Genomic DNA, 21,114 nt, shown 5'->3' on the forward strand with positions numbered 1-21,114 from the left:
CCGCCTTTTATCCTTTTAATTTATTCACCAGGTCTATATACTGCTGCATGGCCTCTTCCTTGCCCTTGCCTTTCAGGTTGTTCCAGGCGTCATATTTGGCCTTGCCTACAAAATCGAACATATTGGCGGGAGGCTCAATGTTGATGTCGCCCTCGGTAGCCTGTTTGTATAACGAATAGAGTTGCAGCAGGATGTCGTTATCCGGTTTACTGCTGAGCGTTTTGCTGGCGGCTACGGCCTCTTCAAATTGTTGTTGCAGTGCCATATGATATTTTTGCTTTAAAAGTAAAGAAATACAGCCAATTGAACGGCGGTACACATGAAAGAAGAACAAAATTTAATACCTTTGCGCCTTGAACTGAGCCTGATCTGCGATGGAAACGGTCTGCAAAGTACCCGGAACCTTAGAACGCAGGAATCTTAGGAGTTTATATATGAAGAATATCCGGAATTTTTGCATCATTGCACACATTGACCACGGTAAAAGCACCCTGGCAGACCGCTTGTTGGAGTTCACAAAAACCATTTCTGACCGTGACATGCAGGCGCAGGTGCTGGACGATATGGACCTGGAACGGGAAAAGGGCATCACCATCAAGAGCCACGCCATCCAGATGAACTATAAGGCCAAAGACGGGCAGGAATATACTTTTAACCTGATAGACACCCCCGGCCACGTAGACTTCTCCTATGAAGTGTCCCGCGCGCTGGCCGCCTGTGAAGGCGCCCTGCTGCTGGTAGACGCCGCCCAGGGCATCCAGGCGCAGACCATTTCCAACCTGTACCTGGCGCTGGATAACGACCTGGAAATCATCCCGGTTATCAATAAAATTGACATGGCCGGCGCCATGATCGAAGAGGTGAAAGACCAGATCATTGAGCTGATAGGGGTAAAAGACGAAGACATACTGCTGGCGTCCGGCAAATCGGGCATCGGCATTGAAGAAATACTGGAAGCCATCGTTAACCGCATTCCCGCCCCCAAAGGCAATGCAGATGAACCGCTGCAGGCGCTCATCTTCGACAGCGTGTTCAACTCCTTCCGCGGCATCATTGCCTATTTCAGGATATACAACGGTTCCATCCGCAAGGGGGACAAGATCCGGTTCGTGAACACCGGGGAAGAGTACGAAGCGGCGGAAGTGGGCATTCTCAAGCTGGGCCTGGAGCCTAAAAACCAGGTATTTGCGGGAGATGTGGGCTACATCATTACCGGCATCAAAAATGCCAAGGAAGTGAAAGTGGGGGATACCATCACCCTGGCCAACAACCCCTGTAAAGAAGCCATCCAGGGTTTTGAAGAGGTGAAGCCCATGGTATTTGCCGGTATTTTCCCGGTAGTGACGGAAGACTTTGAGGAGCTGCGTGACTGTATGGACAAACTGCAGCTGAACGATGCGTCGCTCACCTATGAGCTGGAAACTTCCCAGGCGCTGGGCTTCGGTTTCCGCTGCGGCTTCCTGGGCATGCTGCACATGGAGATCATCCAGGAGCGGCTGGAAAGGGAATTCAACCAGACGGTGATCACCACCGTGCCCAACGTAGGGTTTATTGCCTACGATACGAAAGACAAAGTGATACAGGTGAACAACCCCTCCGAAATGCCGGACCCCACCAAGCTGGAACGCATTGAGGAGCCCTTCATCCGCGCGCAGATCATCACCAAACCGGAATACATCGGCAACATCATGACGCTTTGCCTGGGCAAACGCGGCATCCTGCTCAACCAGAGCTACCTTACCACCACCCGTGTGGAGCTGATGTTCGAGCTGCCGCTCACGGAAATCGTGTTCGACTTCTACGACAAACTGAAAAGCCAGACACGCGGCTACGCGTCTTTCGACTATACGCCCATCGGCTTCCGCGACAGTGACATTGTGAAGATGGACATCCTGCTCAACGGTGATAAAGTGGACGCCCTCAGCGCCCTCATTCACCGCAGCCGCGCTTCCGACTTCGGCCGCAAGCTCTGCGAAAAGCTGAAAGAGCTGCTGCCCCGCCAGCAATTCCTCATTGCCATACAGGCCGCCATCGGCGCCAAAATTGTGGCCAGGGAAAACATCAGCGCCATGCGTAAAGACGTTACCGCCAAATGTTACGGCGGCGACATTTCCCGTAAACGCAAACTGCTGGAAAAACAGAAGGAAGGGAAAAAACGCATGCGCCAGATCGGCAACGTAGAAGTACCGCAGGAAGCCTTCCTGGCCGTATTGAAACTCGATGATTAATATGATTGCATCCTGGAGCGGGGGAAAAGACAGCTGCTTTGCCCTCATGCAGGCCATTCAGCAGGGCCACAGTCCCGTGGCGCTGCTGAACGTGCTGAACGAGAACGGCCGCATATCCCGCTCTCACGGCCTCCCCGAATGGCTGCTGCAACAGCAGGCCCAGGCTATGGACCTGCCGCTGCATACCGTTGCCAGCAGCTGGGAACAGTATGAACAGAACTTCATCACCGCCCTGCAAAACACCGCCGCCACCCATGCCGCGCAAGCGGTAGTGTTCGGGGACATAGACCTGCAGCCGCACCGCGATTGGGAAGAAAAAGTATGCGCCGCCGCCGGCCTCAAAGCGCTGTTGCCGCTCTGGCAGCAGGAACGCAAGACGCTGGTACACCGCATGCTGCAGGAAGGCATCCGCTGCATGATCGTTTCCTGCAACAGCCACCTCGGAGAGAGCTTTTTGGGAAGAATGATGGATGATGCGCTGATTGCTGAACTGGAAGAAAAGGGCGTGGACGTATGCGGGGAGAATGGGGAGTTTCATACGGTGGTGACGGATTGCCCGTTGTTTGCGGCGCCCGTCAGCGTTCCGGCATTTACAAAATTAAAGCACGAAGATTACTGGTTTCTGCAAATGGAAGTATAACCTTCTTTACATTTCCTCTTCCAACACCTGCTCAGACAATGCCAGCGCCGCAGACAGGTCTGCCACCACATATCTTTTGCCGATGCGGAACAGCAGGCGGCTCTTCTTCAAAGTATCATACACCGGCGGCTGCAGCCCTGAAACCACCAGCCGGATGTTATCACGGGCACAGGTGCGCACCAGGTCTTTGATGGTTTGCAGGCCGGTGGCGTCAATAATCGGCACTTTCTGCATTTTGACGATCAGCACCTTTGGTTTCTTTTCCACCAGCCTGATGGAGTCTTTGAACTTGTAAGCGGCGCCAAAGAAAAGCGGGCCGTTCAATTCAAATATTTCCACACCGGCGGGCACCTCCGCATTGTTGCCGGTGCTGTTATCTGGCCGGCCTTTCAGCAGCAGGTTCACATCACTGATCTGTATCATGCTGCGCATGAAAAGAAAGGTAGCCAGCACCATGCCTACTTCAATGGCAATGATGAGATCAAAGGCTACCGTCAGCAGGAAGGTGGCGAGCAATACCGCCGCATCTCCGCGCGGGCCGCGGGCTATGTTGATGAAGGTATCCAGCTCGCTCATGTTATAGGCCACTATTACCAGTATGCCCGCCAGGCAGCTCATGGGTATCAGCGTTGCCCATTGGCCCGCTACCAGCATGATCACCAGCAGGGTGATGGCATGTACTATGCCGGCAACGGGCGTGCGGCCGCCGCTCTTGATATTGGTGGCGGTGCGGGCAATGGCCCCTGTGGCGGGAATGCCGCCAAACAGCGCTGAGCCCATATTGGCGGCGCCCTGTGCTATCAGCTCCTTGTTGCTTTTATGGTTGCCGCCCGTCATCCCGTCTGCCACCACTGCAGACAGCAGGGATTCTATGCCGCCCAGCAGCGCAATGGCCACGGCCGGCTGAATGGTGCTTTTGATGGTTTGCCAGTCTATATGCGGAATGGAAGGAGTGGGGAAGGAAGAGGGGATATTGCCAAAGCGGCTGCCGATGGTTTCTACCTGGAGGCCCAGCAGCTGCACGGCCAGCGTAGTGACAATGATGGCCACCAGCGAGCCGGGCACGGCCCGCGTGATGCGCGGGAAAAACAGCATGATCAATATGGTGCCTGCGGCCAGCGCGGCCGCAGCCGGGTTGATGGTATGAAAGCTGCCATAGTACGCTTCCCACTTGCCGAAGAAGTCTGCCGGCACCTGTGCTACCTGCAGCCCGAAGAAATCTTTGAGCTGTGATGAAAAAATAATAACGGCAATGCCGGTGGTAAACCCTACCACCAGTGGATGGGGGATATACTTGATCACACTGCCCAGTTTGGCCACCCCCATGGCTATCAATAAAATGCCGGCAATAAAAGTGGCAATGATGAGCCCGCTGACGCCGCTTTCCTGCACAATGCCGTAGACGATCACAATGAAAGCGCCGGTAGGGCCGCCAATCTGTACGCGGCTGCCGCCGAAGGCGGAGATGATAAAACCGCCGATGATGGCGGTGTACAGCCCTTTTTCAGGAGATACGCCGGAGGCAATGGCAAAGGCAATGGCCAGGGGTAAAGCTACCACGCCTACAATGAGCCCGGCCAGCAGGTCTCTCAGAAACTGTGCCTGCGTGTATCCATCGAATGGCTCGAGCAGGTTGAGCTTATAGCTTTTCAGTGTCTTCATCGTAATAAACAAAGAAACTCAGGTACAGGGTGCGGGATAAACGGATGAGCACCGGCATGGTGACCGTCAGCAGAAAGGTATTGATGCCCAGCCAGTAAAAAATGCTGTTGTCTCTCCAGCTTAAACCGATGAAAAGCCAGTACCAGGCCAGGTTGATAGTAGAGAAGGCCACGCACAGCACGTAACTCACGTACCCTGTGCCGTACCAGAAGCCAGGCTCCAGCTCCGTGGGCTGGCCGCACTTCGGACATTTTTTGTGCATGTTGAACACCTTTCCCAACCGGTAAGGGTTTTTGGTCTCAAAGAGCTCTCCCTTGCGGCAACGGGGGCATTTGTTGAACAGCAGGGTAGAGAGGTAGCTGTTTTTCTTTCCTTGGTAAACGGGTTTGGTATTGCTCATCTTTTAATCCACATTTTTAGCATCAGGTCATCAGATATTTGTACCACCTGGTAGCTGGGCGGCACTTCTTCTTCGAAGCTGTGAAACGTTACGAGCCGTGTTCCGGCGGGCCGGCTGTCCAGCATCTTGTACAGGTACCGCGTATAGTAGGTGTACAGGCTCACGGAATACTCGATCTGGTGATCTATACGGTCATCATCGTCCAGGTTCTCAAAGAAGGCATTGTAAAAATAGAAGCTGTCAAAATCATCGAAGCTCAGCTCAGTGAAGTTGGCGTTGATGAATTGCACATTATTTTTCTGCACGGCCAGCTTGGCGGCCTGGGCATAGTGATACAATTCCGGCCGTTGCTCCACGCCATAAAAAAAGGCTTCCGGGCAGTAGTGAGCGCCCACCAGGCAAAATTTGCCCACGCCGCTGCCAATGTCAAGCACCCGTTTGCCGGGAGCGTCCGCCAGGAAGCGAGCCGCTTGGCGGGCTATGCTGATGGGCGTCCAGTGCCGTTTGGACAATTGCTGCACCCTTTCCGGGTAAAGCCAGTCAAATGCCGCATTGTTCGTAAATAAGGCCGGCTTTAAGGAAGAAAGGTTCATAGGCGGTTGTGCAGTGAAATTGTTGATACTTTCATGCTACAAAAGTACCTTTGAGAACAACCCGAAAAGTTGCACTATTGCAGGTTAAAAACTGCAAAATGTCAATTTCTGAGGGCGATATTTTTACTATATGAGCTTATCCGGCCTGTTCCCGATTGACAAGTGGAACTTTACATCACAGTCTGTTTTGAATAATCTTCCGCCGGAAGAGTATGAGGAGCTTTGTGCGCACATGTACGAGCAAGAGTACGGGAAAGGCGAGATCCTGTTCCGCGAAGGCGCCTTGCCGGGAGGCATCCTGTTCATCAGGCAGGGCAAGGTGAAAAAGTACAAGATGGGAAGAGACGGGAAGGAGCAGATCATCTACGTGGCCAATTCCGGAGAGCTGATCGGTTACCACGCCGTGCTGGCAGGGGAGCGGTACCCTGATTCCGCGGCCACGCTGGAGAAGAGCGTGATCGCCTTCATAGCGAAAGAAGATTTTTTACACGTGCTGGAAAGGTCTGCCGTGCTGCCCCAGCGGCTGCTCAAAACACTGAGCCATGAGTTTACGGTGCTGACCAACAGCATTTCCGTGTTTGCCACCCGGTCTGTTAAAGAGCGGCTGGCCATAGCGCTGATAGTGCTCCGGGAAAAGTTCAAGGAAGAAGGCGGCCCTACAGACCAGGTGGTGGTGAACGTTTCCCGCCACGACCTGGCGAATATGGTGGGCACCGGCAATGAGAACGTGGTGCGTTTCCTGAAAGAGTTTAAAACGGAAGGCATCCTGGCCACGAAGGGCAGAAAGATCATTATTCTTGATATCAGGAAGCTGGTGGAATTATCTGGGTACGGGCTTTGAGAGAATGGGAACTGCGGTAAAGGATGAACGAAAAAAAGGCTACCAACCGGCAGCCTTCTAATTTAATGATTTTATCTGAATCAGGCCAACTGCCTTTCAGTAGCATGTTGCTTTACAAACACCGGTTTCAGCACGGCATAGGCGCCGAACAGCAGGGCGGTGTAAAACACGTTGCCCATAATGGTGTTCAGGAAAAAGCTGCCGAACAGTTCGTTCTTGTAGAACGGAATAGCTGCCCAGTAGCAGGCCAGCAGGCCGCTCAGCGTATGCGGGTACATATCGCGGAACAGGAAGGTGCCCAGGTTGGACATCAGGTAAAACAACAGGCCTGAAGCAATGGAAGCCAGGAAGATGTTGCCGGCTTTCGGTTTACGGATGCGCGTGCCCATGAAAGTGATCAGCACAAAGCCGCCGTATACGAAAAGCATTTCGCCGCCGTAGAAGCCGGGGATGTCGGTAAAGAGCTGGAAGAACACATCGCTCAGGATGAGCGCGGCCAGCGGAACAATGTACGCGTATTTCTTATCCTTCAGCACCACGCCTGCAAACAGGGCGCCGGCGCCAATGGCCGTAAAGTTGTAGATGGCCATTTGATTGGTAAGGAGGCGGCACAGTGTGGTCAGGAAAATAAGCGCTGCAATGAGTGTAATGTTCGATAATGTTTCTTTCTTCATACAGATGCTGCATTTATACAGTACAAATATAATCAATTAAGGAATAGACGCTTTAAAGATTACCAGTTCAGAGCCGGCGGTGATGCTGTAGGTCTGGCCGAAGGCTACGAATATGGAGGTGCCGCGGCGCAGGGCCAGGTCGTTCACCGTACCTTCTCCGCTCTGCACTATCCAGGTTTCAGGTGCTGTGGCGGTGTGCTCATACACCTGGCCGGGCTGCAGCAGGATGGTGCTGATCACAAAATCAGGCGCGGGTGTGCGGTAGATGTGCTCCTGGCCGTTGTGAACGGATTCTCCTTTCAGGATATGCGGATGCACGGCCTCAAAGCGGGTGTGCTTCAGCAGTTCAGGCACATCTATATGTTTGGGCGTAAGGCCGCCGCGCAATACGTTGTCTGAATTGGCCATCAGCTCCGCGTTCTGGCCTTCCAGGTAGGCGTGGGGGATGCCTGCGTCCTGAAAAACGGCTTCGCCGGGCGCTACATATACGATGTTGAAAAAGTAGATGGAGAAGATACCCCTGTCCAGCCGCTCCAGTCCCGCCGGGTCATTGTCTATGGCGCGGGCGGCCCAGAAGGCGGGCTCCCTTTTTTCCAGCCGGCCGGCTTTGTAGTCAGGCAGTATCCTGTCTGCCAGCGGGCGCAGCATGGTATTGACCTGCTCCTGCGGCATTTCCATCACGGTTTTATAGAGACCGAAGTAACCTTCTTTTTCGTACGTGCCTAGCAGTGAGCGCAGCTCCGGTACCTGCTGCAGTACGGCCTTCAGCTGCTCTTCCGGCAAAAAGCCATGCAGCAGCCAGAACTCGCTGAGCGCCACCATGATCTCCGGTTTGTGGTTGGCGTCTTTATAATTACGGTGGGGGGCGTTGAGGGGAATGCCGGCCTCATTTTCCCGGGCAAAGCCCTTTTCGGCCTCTGCCTTGGTGGGGTGTACCTGTATAGACAACATGTCTTTAACATCCAGTATCTTGAACAGGTAGGGCAGTTCCCCGAAGCGTGAGGCGGCTGCGGGCCCCAGTATCTCCGCGGGGGCGCCGGCAATATAATCGTTCAGCAAAACCGGGGCCTGCGGTGTTTCCAGCTCTGAAGGCGCGCTCTGGTGGGCGCCCATCCAGTATTCCGCGGCCGGTTGGTCTGTTACCGGCTGTCCCAGCATTTCCGGGATGTAGGAATATCCTCCCCAGGCATAATGTTGTACCTTTCCTTTGAGATAAAATACCTTTGAGCGTTGCATCTTTTCCATTATTAAGCCGTAAAAATAGACAAATCAGATGGCATCTCATCACGAGCTGGGCAAAAAGGGGGAGCAGATGGCGGCCGCCTACCTGCAAGGCAAACAATACGAACTGCTGCATACCAACTGGACATACGGTAAAAAAGAAATAGATATTATTGCCCGCCAGGGCAACACCATTGTGTTTGTGGAAGTGAAAACCCGCAGCACCCAGTTCTTCGGCATGCCGGAAGAAGCGGTGAACAACCAGAAGCAGGAACTGCTGCTCCGCGCGGCAGACCACTACCTGTACCGGCATTCCCTGAACCCTGACAATATCCGCTTCGACATCATTTCCGTGACCCTGGCGCCTGGCCTGGAAGAGATTACACATTTTGAAGATGCGTTCTGACTGGTTAACATCGAGTTAACAAATTTGAGGATATCAGATTTGAATACTTTTGTATATTTGAGGTATCCAATCTTTTGATCATTTCCTGTAAGAACCAAAGAAAGCGAATAGTCCCTGTAAAAGGTGGTTCTTATGTATATCTGGAGTTTTATATTGTTTTTGAATCCGCTTACTGTTGCCATGCAACAATTACCTGCCCCGGAAGGGCATGTATGTATACGGGTTCCGGCAATGGAGCAGGAGCAGGGAACGGTACAGTGCACTATTTACAACAGCGGGTTTGAACCGGTGAGAATGATACCCCTGCAAGGCGGCCACCATAAAGGCATTTATACCCTGCAGGTGAAAACGCTGCCCCATGGCGAGTATGTGTTGCAGGTAGGAGAGCAGCGGCTTGATGTTCATCTGGAATAACGTCATTTTAATAGAGTCATCCCCCCAAACATAGATCCTCCCGTACCAACGGGAGGACTTTGTATTTATAAGGGGATACCATCGGGCGAAGGGCCGTGCGCTTCCTGATTGCAAACGCATCAGCATGGCGGGGAGCAGCCGTCAATACCCGTCCACCAGCACTTCATACAGCTTCACCTTCAGCTCTTCCAGAGACACGTTCTGCACCAGCTGCCCGTCTTTGGCATAAGACACGGTGCCCCGTTCTTCAGAAACAATAATGGCCAGGTTGTCACTATGCTCTGTAATGCCCACGGCGGAGCGGTGGCGCATGCCGATGCGGGTGGGCAGGTTGGGGTTTTCAGACACGGGCAGTATCACCTTGGCCGCCAGTATCTTGTTGCTCACTATAATAAGCGCGCCGTCGTGCAGCGGGCTGTTCTTCTCAAAAATGCTCTCTATCAGCTTGGCGCTCACGTTGCCGTCTATGGCAATGCTGGAAGCGGTGTCGAACTTCACCCTGTAAGTGGTGGCAATCACAATGAGCGCGCCGGTCTGCGAGGCAGACATGTGGCTCACGGCAATGATCAGCTCATTGATGATGTTCTCTTCTTCCTTGTAGCTCTTGAACCGGTCTGGCAAAAAGAGCTTGGTGAAAAAGCTGTCTTTGCTCAGGGGCGTTTTTTTGCCCAGCACCAGCAGGAACTTCCTGATCTCCGGCTGAAAAATGATGATGATGGCAATGAGGCCTACATTAATAAAATTTTCCAGGATATTGGTGAGGATGGGCATTTGCAGGGAGCGTACGGCAAAGTATGCCGCATATACCATCAGCAGCCCTATGAAAATATTGAAAGCAAGACTGCCCTTCAGCAGCCGGTATAACTGGATCACCAGGAAAATTACGATCAACAGGTCTATTACATTCAGCCAGCGAAACTCAAATCCGTAAAATTGATATACATCCTTCATATGGTAAAAATAGAAATAATTGGTCAGAGCTGTAAAGAACGTTGGTAAGACACGATGCGCACGCATTCCAGGGCTTCTTTCACATCATGCGCGCGCAGAATGGCCGCGCCTTTCAGCAGGGCCATGGTATGCAGCACGGTGGTGCCGTTCAGCGCATCGGCAGGGGTGTTGCCCAGCAGCTTGTATATCATGGACTTGCGGGACACGCCGGCCAGTATAGGAGCGCCGGCCAGGTGAAGCGCGTCCAGCTGCTGCAACAATATATGGTTGTGCGCCAGCGTTTTGCCAAAGCCGAAGCCAGGGTCTATGATCACGTCGTTAATACCGGCTTCGCGGCATTGCTGCACCTTGCGGATGAAATAGTCCAGCACCTCCTGCGTAACATCTTCATACTGCGGGTTATGCTGCATGGTGGCCGGCGTGCCCTGCATGTGCATGGCAATGTAGGGTACCTGCAGGGAAGCGGCGGTGGGAAGCATGGCGGCGTCCATCTCCCCGGCGCTGATGTCATTGATCATGGCGGCGCCGGCATGTACGCATTTTTCCGCCACGGCAGCGTAGAAGGTGTCAATAGAAAGGAGCGCCTCCGGGTAATGGTGGAGAATGGCGTGGATGGCGGGCAGCAGGCGTTCCGCCTCTTCCGCGGCGCCTACGGTTACAGCGCCCGGCCGGGTGCTTTGGGCGCCGATGTCAAGGAAAGCAGCGCCCTGCTCCAGCAAGGCCCCGGCGCGTTCCACCACCTGGTGCAGCGCGCGGGTACGGCTGCCGGCGTAAAAAGAGTCGTCCGTTATATTGATAATCCCCATTACTGCGGGCGTGGAAAGGTCTACCAACTTTCCGCGGCAACAGATAGTGAAATCTTTATGTAATAATGTATTTTTGAATTTCATTCGGTTTGCATACTAGAACCGGCAATTTAATACAAATTATGAGCAGAACACTGGAACAATACCAGGCGGTGATCGAAAAATGCAGGGATATTTTTATTAAGAAGACCAAAGACTACGGTACCTCCTGGCGCGTATTGCGCCCGGTGTCCATTGCAGACCAGGTATTTATCAAAGCTCAGCGCATCCGCAATATACAGGAGCTGCAACAGCAGAAAGTGGAGGATGATATTGCGGGGGAGTTCAGGGCCATCATCAACTACGGCATTATTGCCCTGATACAAATGGGCCTGCCGGCAGACAACCCGTATATAGACCTGCCGGTGGAAGAGGCAGACCGCCTTTACCGGGAAAAGGCCGGTTTTGTACGGGAGGTAATGGAAAATAAAAACCATGATTACGGGGAAGCCTGGAGAGACCTGAGCCAGGAGTCTTTCGTAGACCTCATTCTCACCAAACTGCTCCGTATCAAACAGATATTGCGGAACAACGGGCAAACCCTCATTTCCGAAGGAATAGACGCCAACTATGTAGATATTGTCAACTATGCGGTATTCGCGCTCATCCTGTTGGATGAAAAATAATTTTTAACGACTTTGTGACTATGAAACCAATCCTGATCCTGTTCCGCCTGGTGGTAGGCGTGCTTTTTATTTTCTCCGGCCTTATTAAAGCCAATGACCCGCTGGGCCTGAGCTATAAAATGGACGAGTTTTTTGAAGTGTTGCACCTGCCGTTCCTGGTACCGTTCTCGCTGGCTTTCTCGCTGGTGATGAACGCCTTCGAGATCATTGCCGGTTTCGCCGTGCTGCTGGGCTACCGCATGCGTATCTTCTCGCTGCTGCTGTTGCTGCTCATCATATTCTTCACCTTCCTTACCGGTTTTGCCCTCTTCAGCGGCCTCATCAGGGAATGCGGCTGCTTTGGGGACTGTATCAAACTCACCGCGGAACAGTCTTTCTGGAAAGACGTCATCCTGCTGGTGATGATAGTGGTTATCTTCATTTTCCGCAACCGCATAGAGCCGCTTTTTTCCAAACGGACTACCAATATAGTGATGCTGCTGGCCGTCCTGTTCCCCGTTGCCCTGCAATGGTATACACTGGCGCACCTGCCCATTGTAGACTGCCTGCCGTATAAAGTAGGCAACAATATTCCTGAAAAAATGAAAGCGCCTCCCGGCTCCACGCCTGATGTGTATGAAACGGTGCTCATCTATGAAAAAGACGGCAAACAGCAGGAGTTCTCCGAAGAGAACTACCCCTGGCAGGATTCTACCTGGAAGTATGTAGACCGTAAAGACAAGCTCATTAAAAAAGGCAATGCGGAGCCGCCCATTAAAGATTTCATACTCACAGACTTTGATGGCAATAACCAGAATGACGCGGTGCTGAAAGAAACGCGCCCGGTGTACCTGCTGCTGGTGCGTGACGTGAACGAGGCCGGCTGGGGCTGGGAAGACAAGGTGAACGCCCTGCTGAAACAGCAGCAGGAGGGGAAGATAGTGGTGTTCGGCATTACCAGCTCCAACAAGGCAGACCTGGAGCTGTTCAAGGCCGCCCACCGGATAGAGATGCCTTTCCTGCAGATGGACGGTACCGCCATCAAGACGGCCGGCCGCAGCACGCCCTGCCTGCTGCTGCTGGATAAAGGAACCATCAAGGGCAAATGGCATTACAACGATATTCCGTAACAACATAAATGCTGCGCTTCTTCCTTAAAAAACTGGGCTACGGCATCCTCGTCCTGTTGGGCGTGGTGATCGTCATTTTCCTGTTGTTCAACGTGCTGCCGGCAGACCCTGCGCGGCTCACGCTGGGGCAGCGGGCGGATGTAACCTCCCTGGAGAACGTCCGCAAGGAGCTGCATCTTGACAAACCCAAGAGCGTACAGTTCCTGCTATACCTGAATGATCTGTCTCCCATAGGCATCCATACCCGGCAGGAGCTGCAGGAATCCCTCAACGGCGTAGCCCTCTTTTCTGTTGGCGGTGAAAAGGCGCTGGTACTTAAAACACCGTACCTGCGCAGAAGCTACCAGGGTAAAAAAGACGTCTGGGAAATTCTCACGGAAGCGCTGCCAGGTACGCTGGTACTGGCCCTGGCGGCCATGCTGCTGGCTACGGTGCTGGGCATAGCGCTGGGCGTACTGTCTGCCGTGAAACAAAACACCTGGATGGATACCAGCGCGGTGTTTGCCAGCGTGATAGGCATTTCCGCGCCCTCTTTCTTTACCGGCATTGTACTGGCTTACGTTTTCGGTTTTGTATTAACAGACTATACCGGGCTGCACATGACCGGCAGCCTGTACGATATTGATCCCTTCCAGGGGCGGGTGCTCAACCTCGGCAACCTGGTGCTGCCCGCCCTCACGCTGGGCATACGGCCGCTGGCCATCATTGTACAGCTCACCCGCAGCGCCATGCTGGACGTGCTGGGGCAGGATTATATCCGCACCGCCTATGCAAAAGGCCTTTCCGGCCGCGCCATCCTCTATAAACATGCATTGCGCAACGCCCTGAACCCGGTGGTGACCGCCATTACCGGCTGGTTTGCGGAGCTGCTGGCCGGGGCCTTCTTTGTGGAATATATTTTCGGCTGGAAGGGGATAGGCAAGGTAACGGTAGACGCCCTGGAAAAATTCGACTTCCCGGTAGTGATGGGCGCCGTGCTTTTCACGGCCGGCATATTTGTGCTGATTAACCTGCTGGCAGACCTGCTGTACAGCATCATAGATCCCCGCATCCGTTTAAGTAATTGATTTACAGGTAGCTGAAATTTTTTTCTCGTATTTTGTAACAAACCTCCCGGAGGGTCGTCTTCTTATTGTAACACACTAGAAGGAATGCCTCCTTCCGCCAAACCAAAAACCTGAAAATGTCGTCTGAAGTATTCCTTGCTCAAATCATGCCTATCAAGCAGAAGCTGTTCCGCTTCGCGTTGCGGCTGCTGGGCAATGAGGAGGATGCAAAAGACATCATCCAGGACGCATTCGTAAAAGTGTGGCACAACAGGGAGAAGATGGGCGAACTCCAGAACCTGGAAGCGTGGTGTATGCGCATCACCCGCAACCTGGCGCTGGACAAGCTGAAGAGCAAGAAGTACCGGATCACGGACGATCTGGAACGTGCGCAGGAAGTGCCGGCAGCGCACCAGCACAACCCGCACCAGAGCACGGAACGGAGCGACCTGATGAAAAGGGTGCACGGACTGATCTACCGTTTACCTGAAAAGTACCGGACCATTCTGCAGCTGAGAGACATTGACGGGTTGAGCTACCAGGAAATTGCAGATACGCTCGGCATCGAAATGAGTGAAGTAAAAGTAAACCTGCACCGGGCCAGAAAACAGGTGCGGGAACAATTGCAAAATTTGCATGTATATGGAATACAGTAACATCAGCGCCCTGCTTGAAAAGTATTGGGCCTGTGAAACCACAGAGGTTGAAGAATTGCAGCTGCGCGAGTTCTATGCCGCTCATGAGGGCACATTACCGCCAGACCTGCAGGAGGCGGCGCCGCTGTTCCGCTATTTCCATGAAGAAGGGGAGGGCAGCAGCATGCCCGAGCTTTTCACAGATGTAAAGGCTCCCTGGGAAACTGCCACCGTCATCCGCCCGTTCTGGCACGGCTGGACGAAGTACGCCGCCGTACTGCTGGTAGGTATAGGAATGGGGTACGCAGTGAACCAGTTTCTCCAGAAAAAAGACATGGCGGCAGACAGGTACGCCATCCGCGATACGTATAACGATCCCAAACTGGCTTACCAGGAAACGCAGAAAGCGCTGCAGATACTTTCCCGGAACCTGAACAGGGGTAAAACACAAATGGAAAAGCTCAGCTATTTCAGTGAAGCCACGGAAATACTGGAAACCGACCGAAATTAAACGCCATTCTAAAAAAACTTCCTGGCGCCGGCCGCCCCGGAGCCTGGAAACTAAATATCAGCAAATGAAAAGGATCACTTTCCTGTTAATTATAGCACTCTGCACCAGCCAAATGGCCGCTGCACAGAGCACCATAGACAAGTTTTTCCTGAAGTACCAGGACCACCCTGACTTCACCGTGATCAACATCACGCCCAAAATGTTCAGCATGTTCTCCAAACTGTCTATGGACGACCCGGACGCCAAAAAGATCGTGAACGTGGCCTCCAAGCTGAAAGGCATGCGCATACTGGTAAAGGAAGATGCCAAAGACGGCCAGCGCCTGTTCAAGGAAGCCGTTTCCTTCCTGGGCACCGGCCTGGAAGAGCTGATGACGGTGCGGGACAAGGAGGCAGACGTGAAGTTCATGGTGAAAGAGCACCCCAGCGGCAATATTGCCGAACTGGTGATGCTGGTAGGCAGCTCCAGCGAGTTTGTAGCGCTCTCGCTATTCGGAGATATCAGTCTTTCAGACCTTTCAGCCATTGCCGGAGATATGAAGATAGACGGCTTTGAGAACCTGGGTAAGCTGGGCAAGGGCAGCAAAGGAAAAAAGTAATTCAATAACCGTTTTCCCCTTTAGTTATGAAACAGACATTGCTCATTCTTGCAGCCTTCTTCCTGCTTTCTTCCGCTTCCGCCCAGCGCAAGCAACTGCGGGAGTTTACGAACGACTTCTCCGGAGACGGCGCCACCTTCCGCATTGGCCTCAGCTTCATCCCGCTGCGCATAGCCAGCTGGTTTGTTCCCAAATCCGCCTTTGACGGAGACGCGGCAGAGATCAAACTGGCGCTCAAAAAAGTGAAAAGCGTAAAACTGTATACCATTCACATGCCCAAAGGCCAGGCCATTCCCAGGGAGTCTGTAGACCTGCTGAAAGAAGAGCTGAAAAAAGCGCAGGATTTTGAAACGCTGGTGGAAGTAAAGCACAAAGGCGCCAACGTATTTCTGCTGTCTGACGGAAGAGGGAATGAGCGGCTGGATAACCTGGTGGTGCTGGTGCAGGAAGATACGGAAATGGTAATGGCGCACCTGCGCACCAAACTCACCGTCAATGACGTGAGCCGGATCATCAACGGCATACAGAACCGGGAAAAAGAGAGGGAAGCGGTAGCGAGCGGTATGGTTGCCAAACAGTAGGGCTACCTGATCATGACCTCTTTCACAATTTCTTCACCCAGCATATCATTTACCAGGCGAATGATGCGGTCTTTGGAATAATTCAGTTCCTGCTTCAGCGGCGCTACCGTAGTGGTGATCACCAGCTTGCCGTCAAAGAGCTGCACGCTTTCCGTATACCGGGCAATGGTTTTACCCACCACCTGTTCCCAGTTTTCCTGTATACGCACCTCCATCAGCCTGGGTTTGAACCGGCTTTTGTTGAGGTATTCCTTCAGTGCATCGCCCATACTGACAACTTTGTAACGCATGCGTCAAAGGTAATGATTTATTGTTTGGGTACGAGGCCATGTTGCTGTAAAACTTTTTGTTCATCACCCGTTACGTAGGCAAAGATCTTCGGCTCGCCGCCAGCCAGGGTGACCATATAAAATACATCGAACTCAATGTTGATATTGTTCTTGTAACCAGCCTTCCAGTGAACTTTGACCACGGCATGCAACTCATCCAGCTGGGTAATGTCAAGACTGTCAATTTTCATGGAAAGCGTGCCGATGCTCTTGTAGAACTCATTGCCCTTGGGTATCATTTCCCTGAACTTTTCATCGTTCCTGCCGCCCATTACGCCCTTGGGGCTTGACTCCACAAAATAGTCCGCAAAGGCGCCGGCAGTGGCTTCCACATCTGTAGCGCCGCCGCCCAGCACGTCATTGAAGCGCTGTTCATACGCGGTGAAAAAGGTTTGCAGTTTGTTCATCATACAACATGGTTTTGTGAAATGGCCGCAAACTTCAGACCTGTTTACTGCATTACAGCTAGTTCGCCTTCACCTTCACGTAGAAATTGGGGTCTACTTCAAATTTATCTGCGGCGCTCAGCTTCAGGCGCGTTGTTTTCCATTCCGCAGTGGGGTAAATGAACCCGAACCTGCCATCGGCTACGGTTACTTTAAGCGGCATGTCAAAACCCTTTACGTCTGCCACCCAGCGGTAGCGCAAGGTATTGTCTACCAGGCTGTACTCGAATACCGGCGGCTGGGTGCGGCGCAGGTACTGTTCAAACACCTTGTCAAAATTCTTACCACTGTTCCTGTTGATGTATTGCTCCACCTGCCGGCCGGTAACTGTCTGGTGGTAAAAGGTTTTGTTCAGTCCGCGTAGTATTTTTCTGAAGGTTTCATCGTTGCCGATGATCTGGCGGATGGTGTGGAGCATGTTGGAGCCCTTGTAATACATGTCTCCGGAGCCTTCCCGGTTTACGCCATAAGGGCCGGTAATGGGAATATCATTGGCTATTTTTTTGCGGATGCCCTGTACGTAAGCATCGGCGGCATCTTTACCGTACTCGCATTCTGTGAAGAGGGTTTCTGAATAATTGGTGAATGATTCATGCACCCACATATCCGCAATGTCTTTGGTGGTAATGTTGTTGCCGAACCATTCATGCCCGCTTTCGTGAATGATGATGAAATCCCATTTTTTACCCCAGCCGGTGCCGGAGAGGTCTGCACCGCGGTAGCCCATTTTATACTGGTTGCCATATGCCACGGCGCTCTGGTGTTCCATACCCAGGTGTGGCGTTTCCACCAGCTTGTAGCTGTCTTTGTAAAACGGATAGGGGCCGAACCAGTGCTCAAAACACTTCATCATGGGCTGCACCACGGCAAAATGTGTTTTGGCGCGGGAAAGGTTGTAGTCCAGCACCCAATAATCGAGATCAAGGTTGCCTGCAGCTCCTTTATAGCGGTCTGAAAAATGGCTGTAATGCGCAATGTTCAGCGCTACGTCATAATTATTGATAGGGTTGCTGACAAACCAGTTGAAGGTGGTGGTGCCGTTGTTGTTATTCACGGAGTCTTGCAGGCGGCCGTTGCTGACGTTGGTGAGCCCGGCGGGCACGGTAACGTGTATACGCATACTGTCCGGCTCCTCCGACTGATGGTCTTTATTAGGCCACCACACGCTGGCGCCCAGGCCCTGGCAGGCAGTGGCTATCCAGGGGCGCTGCAGGGAATCTTTGCCCCATACCACGCCACCGTCCCACGGAGCGTTTTTGGCCTCTTTGGGTTTGCCTGCGTAGGTGACAGACAGCTGCATTATTTTTCCCTGCGGCTGCGGTGCCTGCAGGTCTACGAACCAGGCGTTGCCATCCCGCGTGAAGCGGAGCTCCTGCCCGTTTTGCGCTATGCTGCTGATGGTCAGCGGCTGCTGCAGGTCTATTTGCAATCTTTTGGCGGGCCGCAGTACGCGGTAGTGGATCACGTTGCGGCCTTCTATGCTTTTTGTGGCAGGGTGGACGGTGACAGACAGGTCGTAAAAGGTAACGTCCCACCAGTTGCGGTCTGCCGTGAGCGTGCCGCGCAGGGTGTCTTGCCGGGTAAAGGTGGCGGTTTGCTGCGCGGTGGTATGTTGCAGCAGGGCAAGGCTGGCGAGTAAAAACAGAAGGCTTCTCATTCCCGGGTTCGATTTAAACGGCAATATATTTTAAATGGGGGAGACGGGCATAGTTTTTCTTGGCTTTCACTCAATTTCTGGCTACCTTAAAGCCGTTTTTTATATGAGATATCTGCTGCTTATTCTGACCGTTTTCCTGTTTTCCTGCGGCCAGGTGTCGCACAGCGGGAAAATGGTGTTCCGTTACAACCAGCCGGAAGGCATCCCGTCACTAGACCCGGCGTTTGCCAAGAACCAGGCTATCATCTGGGCCGTGCGCCAGTTGTACAACACGCTGGTGGAGCCAGACAGCCTGCTGAACATAGTACCGTCTCTCGCCAAAAGCTGGGAGGTGTCTGCAGACAGGAGAGTATATACCTTTCATCTCAGAACAGACGTTTACTTTCATGACCATGAAGTGTTCCCCGGCGGTAACGGCCGGAAAATGACCGCGCATGACGTGGCCTACAGCCTGAAACGGATTGTAGACCCAGCTACCGCATCTCCCGGTTCCTGGATATTTAATGACAAGGTAGACCCCGTCACCGGCTTTGCCGCCAAAGATGACAGCACCTTTGTGCTTACCTTGCTGCGCCCGTTCCATCCCATTATGGGCATTCTCAGCATGCAATACTGTTCCGTAGTACCGCATGAGGTGGTGGAGCAATACGGGAAAGATTTCCGGAAGCACCCCTGCGGCACCGGCCCGTTCATTTTTCATTATTGGGACGAAGGGCAGGCGCTCATATTGCACAAAAACCCGAACTACTTTGAGCAGGATGCCGCCGGCACGCGCCTTCCTTACCTTGATGCGGTGAAGGTGAGCTTTGTAGACAGCAAGGGCACGGAGTTCCTGCTGTTCCGGCAAGGCCAGCTTGATTTTATCAATGACATTGAGGCCTCCTTTAAAGACGAAGTGCTGACCAAACAGGGGGCGCTGAAAAAGGAGTGGGAAGGGAAAATAGTACTGGTAAAAGCGCCTTATTTAAACACAGAATATTTCGGTATTGTGATGGACGCTACCAAACCGGGCGTGGCCGGGTCACCATTGCGGCACCTGAAGATCAGGCAGGCCATCAATTACGGTTTTGACCGTACAAAAATGATGACCTATCTGCGCAACAGCATCGGCCATGCCGCTACCTCCGGTTTTATACCCGCCGGCCTGCCTTCTTTCGATTCCGTTCAGGTAAAAGGCTACAGCTATAATCCCCGCAAAGCACGGGAGCTGCTGAAAGAAGCTGGTTACCCCGGCGGGAGGGGGCTGCCGGTGATCAAGCTCGTATCCATTCCTATTTATGCAGACCTGGCAGATTACGTGGCCCACCAGTTGCAGGAAATGGGTATTCCCATACAGGTGGAAATTGTGCAGAAGGGCACCCTGATGGACCAGGTGGCCAAATCTGCCGTACCTTTTTTCCGCGGCAGCTGGATAGCTGATTACCCCGATGCTGAAAGCTACCTGGCCATGTTTTACAGTAAAAATCCTTCGCCCCCCAACTATACCCGTTATAATAACCCGGCGTTTGACCGCTTGTATGAACGGGCCATCCAGGAAATCAATGATTCCGTCAGGTACAGCCTGTACCGGCAAATGGACCAGCTGGTCATCAACGATGCGCCGGTGGTGCCGCTGTTCTACGATATGTCTGCCCGCTTCCGTCAGCCTAATGTCAAAGGGCTGGCCAGCAACGGACTGAACCTGCTGGAGCTGCGGCGGGTACAGATAGAATAGAGGCCGATATTTACATGTTTATTTATTATATACATTAGTATCTTGTTAAATACTGCGAAAGCTCGGTATTTAAGCCTATCTTCGCACCTTATTTTCTTATCTATTAACGAAGTGGTATTTACATGACAGCGATCTTAATATTCTTTTTCTCACACTGGTTCTTATCTCTCTTTTTCCATACGTTTTTCCTGCACCGTTATGCTTCTCACCAGATGTATGACACCAGCAAGGGCTGGGAGCGGGTGTTTTATTTCTGCACCTGGTTCTTCCAGGGCTCATCTTATCTGATCCCGCGTGCGTATGGCGTGATGCACCGTATGCACCACGAGTACAGCGACACTGAGAAAGACCCGCATTCCCCGCATTTCTTCAAAGATGTGTGGCAAATGATGATCCACACCCGGAAGATCTACGCGAGCTTTGTAACGCGTACCGAGATGCCTGAGGCGCAGTTCACCAAAGACCCGCTGCCCACCTGGGAAGCGCTTGACAAATTTGGTGACCACCGGGTAACCCGCCTCATCTGGGTAGGTATTTACATTGCATTTTATGCCATATTTGCTCCCAGCTTCTGGTGGTTCCTGCTGCTGCCTATTCATTTCCTGATCGGGCCTGTACAGGGCGCGGTAGTGAACTGGTGCGGCCACAAGTACGGTTACAGCAATTACGACAATGGAGACCATTCCAGGAACTCTGAGCCCTGGGGCATCTTCCTGCTGGGCGAGCTGTTCCAGAACAATCACCACATGCATAAGGACAGCGCCAACTTTGCCAAGAAATGGTACGAGTTTGACCCCACTTACCCGGTGATGAAAGTGATGCACTGGATGGGGATTATCCGCCTCCGGCAGACCGCTACCGCTAAAATAGCAGCGCCGAAGAAGCAGGCCGCCTAAAGTGAAATTGTAAACTCTTTTTATAGAAGCAACTGAATGAATGTTCAGTTGCTTTTTTTATTGGGGTTTTTCAGGAGGGGATTGCTGAATA

Annotated in this window: 25 protein-coding genes; 14 read left to right on the forward strand and 11 right to left on the reverse strand. The window is 52.6% G+C overall.

What is annotated here, in order from left to right; genetic code table 11:
* Window positions 1-7 precede the first annotated feature (7 nt).
* A complete protein-coding gene (locus ABDW36_RS16800) occupies window positions 8-265 on the reverse strand; it encodes an acyl-CoA-binding protein (protein ID WP_343703087.1) in 258 nt (85 codons plus the stop codon).
* Between the two features lie 169 nt (window positions 266-434).
* Here ABDW36_RS16800 and lepA point away from each other — a divergent pair, with 169 nt between their 5' ends.
* Together lepA and ABDW36_RS16810 are read left to right on the forward strand one after the other, a co-directional pair.
* The gene (gene lepA, locus ABDW36_RS16805) at window positions 435-2,228 is read left to right on the forward strand and encodes a translation elongation factor 4 (protein WP_343703088.1); all 1,794 of its coding nucleotides are present in this window, start codon (window positions 435-437) and stop codon (window positions 2,226-2,228) included.
* Between the two features lies 1 nt (window position 2,229).
* Window positions 2,230-2,868: a diphthine--ammonia ligase gene (locus tag ABDW36_RS16810; RefSeq protein ID WP_343703089.1), complete on the forward strand. Its 639-nt coding sequence runs from the start codon at window positions 2,230-2,232 to the stop codon at window positions 2,866-2,868.
* 6 nt (window positions 2,869-2,874) lie between these two features.
* On the opposite strand, the gene sulP is transcribed toward ABDW36_RS16810, so the two are convergent.
* From sulP to ABDW36_RS16825, 3 genes are read right to left on the reverse strand one after another with little or no spacing between them, the layout of a single operon-like run.
* The gene (sulP, locus tag ABDW36_RS16815; protein ID WP_343703090.1) at window positions 2,875-4,530 is read right to left on the reverse strand and encodes a sulfate permease; all 1,656 of its coding nucleotides are present in this window, start codon (window positions 4,528-4,530) and stop codon (window positions 2,875-2,877) included.
* On the reverse strand, window positions 4,508-4,930 hold the full coding sequence (locus ABDW36_RS16820) for a DUF983 domain-containing protein (protein ID WP_343703091.1): 423 nt from the start codon (window positions 4,928-4,930) through the stop codon (window positions 4,508-4,510). The genes sulP and ABDW36_RS16820 overlap by 23 nt, the downstream gene beginning before the upstream one ends.
* On the reverse strand, window positions 4,927-5,523 hold the full coding sequence (locus ABDW36_RS16825) for a class I SAM-dependent methyltransferase (RefSeq protein ID WP_343703092.1): 597 nt from the start codon (window positions 5,521-5,523) through the stop codon (window positions 4,927-4,929). Before ABDW36_RS16825 ends, ABDW36_RS16820 begins: the two co-directional genes overlap by 4 nt.
* A 130-nt stretch (window positions 5,524-5,653) precedes the next feature.
* Here ABDW36_RS16825 and ABDW36_RS16830 point away from each other — a divergent pair, with 130 nt between their 5' ends.
* The gene (locus tag ABDW36_RS16830) at window positions 5,654-6,364 is read left to right on the forward strand and encodes a Crp/Fnr family transcriptional regulator (protein ID WP_343703093.1); all 711 of its coding nucleotides are present in this window, start codon (window positions 5,654-5,656) and stop codon (window positions 6,362-6,364) included.
* Window positions 6,365-6,444: 80 nt separating this feature from the next.
* Here the strand turns inward: ABDW36_RS16830 and ABDW36_RS16835 are convergent, their stop codons facing one another.
* Both ABDW36_RS16835 and manA read right to left on the reverse strand, forming a co-directional pair.
* On the reverse strand, window positions 6,445-7,038 hold the full coding sequence (locus tag ABDW36_RS16835; protein ID WP_343703094.1) for a DUF6580 family putative transport protein: 594 nt from the start codon (window positions 7,036-7,038) through the stop codon (window positions 6,445-6,447).
* A 36-nt stretch (window positions 7,039-7,074) separates the two neighbouring features.
* Entirely contained in the window at window positions 7,075-8,274 is a 1,200-nt protein-coding gene (manA, locus tag ABDW36_RS16840) for a mannose-6-phosphate isomerase, class I (RefSeq protein ID WP_343703095.1), read from the reverse strand.
* A gap of 37 nt (window positions 8,275-8,311) precedes the next feature.
* Between manA and ABDW36_RS16845 the strand changes: the two genes are divergently transcribed.
* Both ABDW36_RS16845 and ABDW36_RS16850 read left to right on the forward strand, forming a co-directional pair.
* Window positions 8,312-8,665 (forward strand): YraN family protein, encoded by a 354-nt coding sequence (locus tag ABDW36_RS16845; RefSeq protein ID WP_343703096.1) that lies wholly within the window; start codon window positions 8,312-8,314, stop codon window positions 8,663-8,665.
* A gap of 180 nt (window positions 8,666-8,845) precedes the next feature.
* Complete coding sequence (locus ABDW36_RS16850) at window positions 8,846-9,079, forward strand: hypothetical protein (RefSeq protein WP_343703097.1); 234 nt, start codon at window positions 8,846-8,848, stop codon at window positions 9,077-9,079.
* Window positions 9,080-9,220: 141 nt separating this feature from the next.
* Here the strand turns inward: ABDW36_RS16850 and ABDW36_RS16855 are convergent, their stop codons facing one another.
* The gene (locus ABDW36_RS16855; protein ID WP_343703098.1) at window positions 9,221-10,030 is read right to left on the reverse strand and encodes a diadenylate cyclase; all 810 of its coding nucleotides are present in this window, start codon (window positions 10,028-10,030) and stop codon (window positions 9,221-9,223) included.
* Window positions 10,031-10,053: 23 nt separating this feature from the next.
* Window positions 10,054-10,920, reverse strand: coding sequence for a dihydropteroate synthase (gene folP / locus ABDW36_RS16860; protein WP_343703099.1), 867 nt, complete (start codon window positions 10,918-10,920; stop codon window positions 10,054-10,056).
* 38 nt (window positions 10,921-10,958) lie between these two features.
* On the opposite strand from folP, the gene ABDW36_RS16865 reads away from it, so the two are divergent.
* The 7 genes from ABDW36_RS16865 (at window position 10,959) to ABDW36_RS16895 (ending at window position 15,981) form a co-directional block, all read left to right on the forward strand.
* Window positions 10,959-11,501, forward strand: a complete 543-nt coding sequence (locus ABDW36_RS16865; protein WP_343703100.1) for a DUF1599 domain-containing protein — start codon at window positions 10,959-10,961, stop codon at window positions 11,499-11,501.
* A gap of 20 nt (window positions 11,502-11,521) precedes the next feature.
* Entirely contained in the window at window positions 11,522-12,610 is a 1,089-nt protein-coding gene (locus ABDW36_RS16870) for a BT_3928 family protein (RefSeq protein ID WP_343703101.1), read from the forward strand.
* 8 nt (window positions 12,611-12,618) lie between these two features.
* Window positions 12,619-13,677 carry an ABC transporter permease gene (locus tag ABDW36_RS16875; protein ID WP_343703102.1) on the forward strand — a complete coding sequence of 353 codons (1,059 nt, stop codon included), beginning with the start codon at window positions 12,619-12,621 and terminating at the stop codon, window positions 13,675-13,677.
* Window positions 13,678-13,823: 146 nt separating this feature from the next.
* Window positions 13,824-14,312 carry a sigma-70 family RNA polymerase sigma factor gene (locus ABDW36_RS16880; RefSeq protein ID WP_343703103.1) on the forward strand — a complete coding sequence of 163 codons (489 nt, stop codon included), beginning with the start codon at window positions 13,824-13,826 and terminating at the stop codon, window positions 14,310-14,312.
* A complete protein-coding gene (locus ABDW36_RS16885) occupies window positions 14,299-14,802 on the forward strand; it encodes a hypothetical protein (RefSeq protein ID WP_343703104.1) in 504 nt (167 codons plus the stop codon). The genes ABDW36_RS16880 and ABDW36_RS16885 overlap by 14 nt, the downstream gene beginning before the upstream one ends.
* Window positions 14,803-14,866: 64 nt before the next feature.
* Window positions 14,867-15,400, forward strand: coding sequence for a DUF4252 domain-containing protein (locus tag ABDW36_RS16890; RefSeq protein WP_343703105.1), 534 nt, complete (start codon window positions 14,867-14,869; stop codon window positions 15,398-15,400).
* Between the two features lie 26 nt (window positions 15,401-15,426).
* On the forward strand, window positions 15,427-15,981 hold the full coding sequence (locus ABDW36_RS16895; RefSeq protein WP_343703106.1) for a DUF4252 domain-containing protein: 555 nt from the start codon (window positions 15,427-15,429) through the stop codon (window positions 15,979-15,981).
* A 2-nt stretch (window positions 15,982-15,983) separates the two neighbouring features.
* On the opposite strand, the gene ABDW36_RS16900 is transcribed toward ABDW36_RS16895, so the two are convergent.
* The 3 genes from ABDW36_RS16900 to ABDW36_RS16910 are packed head-to-tail and all read right to left on the reverse strand — an operon-like array spanning window position 15,984 to window position 18,413.
* Window positions 15,984-16,271: a DUF721 domain-containing protein gene (locus tag ABDW36_RS16900; RefSeq protein ID WP_123847279.1), complete on the reverse strand. Its 288-nt coding sequence runs from the start codon at window positions 16,269-16,271 to the stop codon at window positions 15,984-15,986.
* Window positions 16,272-16,288: 17 nt separating this feature from the next.
* Window positions 16,289-16,720: a hypothetical protein gene (locus tag ABDW36_RS16905; RefSeq protein WP_343703107.1), complete on the reverse strand. Its 432-nt coding sequence runs from the start codon at window positions 16,718-16,720 to the stop codon at window positions 16,289-16,291.
* A 55-nt stretch (window positions 16,721-16,775) separates the two neighbouring features.
* Entirely contained in the window at window positions 16,776-18,413 is a 1,638-nt protein-coding gene (locus tag ABDW36_RS16910) for a M1 family metallopeptidase (RefSeq protein ID WP_343703108.1), read from the reverse strand.
* 103 nt (window positions 18,414-18,516) lie between these two features.
* Here ABDW36_RS16910 and ABDW36_RS16915 point away from each other — a divergent pair, with 103 nt between their 5' ends.
* Window positions 18,517-20,127: an ABC transporter substrate-binding protein gene (locus ABDW36_RS16915; protein WP_343703109.1), complete on the forward strand. Its 1,611-nt coding sequence runs from the start codon at window positions 18,517-18,519 to the stop codon at window positions 20,125-20,127.
* Between the two features lie 122 nt (window positions 20,128-20,249).
* Window positions 20,250-21,023: an acyl-CoA desaturase gene (locus tag ABDW36_RS16920; protein ID WP_343703110.1), complete on the forward strand. Its 774-nt coding sequence runs from the start codon at window positions 20,250-20,252 to the stop codon at window positions 21,021-21,023.
* Window positions 21,024-21,114: the final 91 nt, after the last annotated feature.

The sequence above is a fragment of the Chitinophaga sp. genome (assembly GCF_039596455.1).
GTDB lineage: Bacteria > Bacteroidota > Bacteroidia > Chitinophagales > Chitinophagaceae > Chitinophaga.